Below are 3,970 nucleotides of genomic sequence, written 5' to 3'. Positions count from 1 at the left end.
CCCCTAGCCCCTAAATCCTAGCCCCTAACCCCTGCCGTCAGGCCTTGCCGAACAGCTTCAGCACCGCCTTAACCACATCCTCGTGATCCGGGATCGCCGCCTTCTCCAGCGTGTGGTTGTAGGGCTGCGGCACCAGCGCCGAATGCACGCGCACCGGCGCGGTGTCCAGTTCGAAGAAGCATTCCTCGTTGATGATGGCGATGACTTCGGAGCCGACGCCGACCGGCGCTTCGTCTTCTTCGGCGACGACGGCGCGGTGGGTCTTGCTGACCGACGCCTTGATGCCGGCGCGATCGAGCGGCGACAGCGAATACAGGTCGACGACCTCGGCCGAGATGCCGTATTGCTTGTCGAGGATTTCGGCGGCCTTGAGGCACCAGTGCACCGAGATGTTGTAGCCGAACAGGGTGACGTCGGTGCCGGCGCGGGCGATTTCCGAGCCTTCCAGCGGGTGGAAGTATTCGCTGTCGGGCACTTCGCCCTTCATGTTGTACATCAGCTCGTGCTCGTTGATGAACACCGGGTCGTCGCAACGGATCGCCGACTTCAGCAGACCATAGGCCTGCTTGGGATTGGATGGCGTCACCACGCGCAGGCCGGCGATGCCCATGAACACCTTTTCCATGCGCGCCGAGTGCTGCGCGCCGAGCTGGTGCGCGGCGCCGCCGGCGGAGCGGAACACGCACGGCGCGGTCAGCTGGCCGCCCGACATGTAGCGCACCTTGGCGGCGGAGTTGAACATCTGGTCCATCGCCAGCCAGGCGAAGTTGACCGACATGATCTCGACGATGGGGCGCACGCCGAGGAAGGAGGCGCCGATGGCGAGGCCGGTGAAGCCACCTTCGGAAATCGGCGTGTCCATCACCCGCAGCGGCCCGTATTTCTCGTACAGGCCCTTGGTCGCCTTGTAGGTGCCGCCGGCGACGCCGATGTCCTCGCCCATGCAGATGACGAGCGGATCGCGCGCCATTTCTTCGTCGTGGGCGCGCTGGATCGCTTCCCAGTACATGATGTTTGCCATGCTGTCTTTTCCTTAAACCTTAAGCGGCCTTGCCGGTGAGCCACGGGAGCTGGGTGTCGCGGTCGGCGAGAACGTACTTCTCGAGATCCTCGACGCGGGGTTCGGGCGACTCTTCGGAGAACTTGATCACTTCGTTCTCGATGTAGGTGTCGGTTTCCTTCTCGACGGTCTCGAACTCGGCCATGGTGAGGGCACCTTCCTTGATCAGGCGGTCGCGCAGGATGAAGATGGGATCGCGCTGCTTCCACAGTTCCTCTTCCTCGCGCGAGCGGTAGCCGCGCGAGTCGGACATCGAGTGGCCGCGGTAGCGGTAGGTCATCAGTTCGAGGAAGAAGGGGCCGTTGCCGGAGCGCACGTGGTCGACCGCGCGGCGCGCGTGCTCGTAGACGATTTCGATGTCCTGGCCGTCGCACTCGTCGGCCGGGATGTTGTAGGCGGCGACGCGCTTGTGCTGGTGCACCACCGCGGTGGAGCGCTCGATCGAGGTGCCGATGCCATAGAGGTTGTTCTCGCACACGAACAGCACCGGCAGTTTCCACAGCGCGGCCATGTTCATGGTTTCGTGGAACACCCCCTGGTTGTTGGCGGCGTCGCCGAGGAAGCAGATGGCGATCTCGTCGCCGCCCTTCATCTGGATCGCCTTGGCGATGCCGGCGGCGAGCGGGAAGGGGCCGCCGACCAGTGCGTAGCCGCCCATGAAGCGCTTGCCGGCGTCGAAGATGTGCATCGAGCCGCCGCGGCCCTTGGAGGACCCGGTTTCCTTGCCGTACAGCTCGGCCATCACTTCCTTCGGGTCGGCGCCGCACTTGATCGCGTGGACGTGGTCGCGGTAGCCGGTGATCACGTAGTCGTGGCCGGGGCGCGCGGCTTCCATCACGCCGTTGCAGCAGGCTTCCTGGCCGGGGTAGAGGTGGAGGAAGCCGCCGATCTTGCGTTCGATGTAGGCCTGGTAGCAGCGCTCCTCAAAACGGCGGTGCAACACCATTTCGCGCAGCACACGTTTCTTGTCTTCAATCTTCATTCGGTTACCCTTGTTGGATGGGGCGGAAAACGCGCTGGAAAAAATCAAACGCGCAATTATCCGGGAAACCCCGCCAACCATCAAGAAAAACGCCACCCGCAAGGAATCGCCATGCTGCCAAAACTCACTGAAAACAAACAGGAAATAACCGTTAAATTGCTGGGAACGGCGACCCATGCATTACTGCTGCTGCCGGTGTCGAAATCCCTGCCCGAGATGCCGGGCGGCCTTGAGCTCAAGGCCGCGATGAAGCGGCGCGATCTCAAGGTCGACGCGCTGGCCAAGTCGCCGGTTGCGGTGCAGCTGCCCGGCGGCACTCTCGCGGTCTACGCGATGCTCAAGGCCGACGCCAGCGCCTTCGAAACCCACGAAGCGGTGCGCAAGGCACTGGCCTTGCTGCTGGGCGAGCATCCCAAGTCGCTGGCGCTGGCCGTGTTCGGCGAGGAGGCGTTCAAGGCGCGCGCAGCGGAGGCGGCGGTGTACACCGCGCTGGTCAATGCCGTGCCGCTGCCGTCGCGCAAATCCAAGCCCGATCCGGTGCTGAAAACCGTGCAGCTGTTCGGCCACCAATCGGCCGACGGCTTCGCCCGCGCCCGGGCGCTGGCCGAAGGCAATCTGCTCACCCGCAGCCTCACCGTGCAGGGACCGGACGAGCTCTCGCCCGGCGTCTACCGCAAGCGCATCAAGGCGCTGGCCAAACAATACGGCTGGACGGTCGAGGAATACGGCTTCGACAAGCTGAAGAAGATGGGCGCCGGCGCCTTCTGTGCGGTGGCGCAGGGCTCGCCGGCGAAGGATGCGGCGATCGTGCGGATTCGCTGGGAAGGGGGGAGGGCAAAGGGTAAAGGGGCGAAGAAAGTGGCCTTCGTCGGCAAGGGCATCTGCTTCGACACCGGCGGCCACAACCTCAAGCCAGCCAAGTACATGCAGGGCATGCACGAGGACATGAACGGCTCGGCGGTGGTGCTCGGCATTCTCGCCGCCGCGTCGAAGCTGAAGCTGCCGGTCGCGCTGGACGGCTGGGTCGCGCTCGCCGAGAACCACATCAGCCCGCAGGCCTACCGGCAGAACGAAGTGGTCACGGCGCTCAACGGCACCACCATCGAAGTCGTCCACACCGACGCCGAGGGCCGCATGGTGCTGGCCGATACGCTGACCTTGGCGGCCAGGGGCAAGCCCGACCTCATCGCCGACTTCGCCACGCTCACCGGCTCGATGCACTACGCGCTCGGCAGCCGCATGTCCGGCGTGTTCGCCAGCACCAGCGCGATTGCGCACCAGGCCTCGCGCGCCGCCACCTCAAGCGGCGAGCGCATCGTCGTCTTTCCCTATCCCGAGGACTACGACGCGAGCCTCGATTCGACGGTCGCCGACGTCAAGCAGTGCAGCATGGAAGGCGAAGCCGACCACATTCTCGCCACCCGCTTCCTGTCGCGCTTCGTCGGCGACGCGCCGTGGCTGCACATGGATCTGTCGGGGCACAGCTGCAAGGGCGGGCTGGGCGCGGTGATGAGCGACGCCAACGGCTTCGGTGTGGCGTGGGCGATGGCGCTGCTGGAGGGGATGAAAGGCTAGGCGCCGGCTCTGGCGGGGGAAAGGAAAACGGCTGCCCCTGTAGCCGTTTTTTTTTGGATCTGCGACCCGGGCTCAGGCCGCGGCTTGCCGGGATTTCTTGCGGGCTGCACCCATCAAGCCCAGCAAACCCAGACCGGCCAGCATCATGGCGTAGGTCTTGGCCTCGGGTATGACGGCGACGGTAGCTTCGGTCCAAATGCCCAACCTGTTGTCAAAAAACTGGAATGACGAATTGAAGCCGGGTACGGCTGTTGAAGGGTAAGTAAAACCAAAAAATCTTCCACCTATATACGTCACCGTCGGTGCAGCTGAGGCGTCGGCAAGCGTGAGCTGCGTTCCATTGAGATTGATGG

Annotated in this window: 4 protein-coding genes; 1 reads left to right on the top strand and 3 read right to left on the bottom strand. The window is 64.2% G+C overall.

Going from position 1 to position 3,970, the window contains the following annotated elements; all coding sequences use genetic code 11:
* Nucleotides 1-37: 37 nt before the first annotated feature.
* Entirely contained in the window at nt 38-1,021 is a 984-nt protein-coding gene (locus tag BGO62_RS16165; protein WP_296644206.1) for an alpha-ketoacid dehydrogenase subunit beta, read from the bottom strand.
* Nucleotides 1,022-1,040: 19 nt separating this feature from the next.
* Complete coding sequence (gene pdhA, locus BGO62_RS16160) at nt 1,041-2,042, bottom strand: pyruvate dehydrogenase (acetyl-transferring) E1 component subunit alpha (protein ID WP_296644500.1); 1,002 nt, start codon at nt 2,040-2,042, stop codon at nt 1,041-1,043.
* A 111-nt stretch (nt 2,043-2,153) separates the two neighbouring features.
* Here pdhA and BGO62_RS16155 point away from each other — a divergent pair, with 111 nt between their 5' ends.
* Nucleotides 2,154-3,617 (top strand): leucyl aminopeptidase family protein, encoded by a 1,464-nt coding sequence (locus BGO62_RS16155; protein WP_296644497.1) that lies wholly within the window; start codon nt 2,154-2,156, stop codon nt 3,615-3,617.
* A 72-nt stretch (nt 3,618-3,689) separates the two neighbouring features.
* On the opposite strand, the gene BGO62_RS16150 is transcribed toward BGO62_RS16155, so the two are convergent.
* The coding region (locus tag BGO62_RS16150; protein WP_296644494.1) for a PEP-CTERM sorting domain-containing protein at nt 3,690-3,970 on the bottom strand (281 nt) is incomplete at its 5' end.

It is taken from the genome of Thiobacillus sp. 65-1402, assembly GCF_001897685.1.
Lineage (GTDB): Bacteria > Pseudomonadota > Gammaproteobacteria > Burkholderiales > Thiobacillaceae > Thiobacillus.
The sequence above is the reverse complement of the archived record's forward strand: the minus strand, read 5'-3'. Positions and strand labels throughout refer to the sequence as shown.

Bases quoted from the DNA above. Each gene is read 5' to 3' on its own strand.
- BGO62_RS16165 (WP_296644206.1), bottom strand. From the start codon at position 1,021: ATGGCAAACATCATGTACTGGGAAGCGATCCAGCGCGCCCACGACGAA.
- pdhA (WP_296644500.1), bottom strand. From the start codon at position 2,042: ATGAAGATTGAAGACAAGAAACGTGTGCTGCGCGAAATGGTGTTGCAC.
- BGO62_RS16155 (WP_296644497.1), top strand. From the start codon at position 2,154: ATGCTGCCAAAACTCACTGAAAACAAACAGGAAATAACCGTTAAATTG.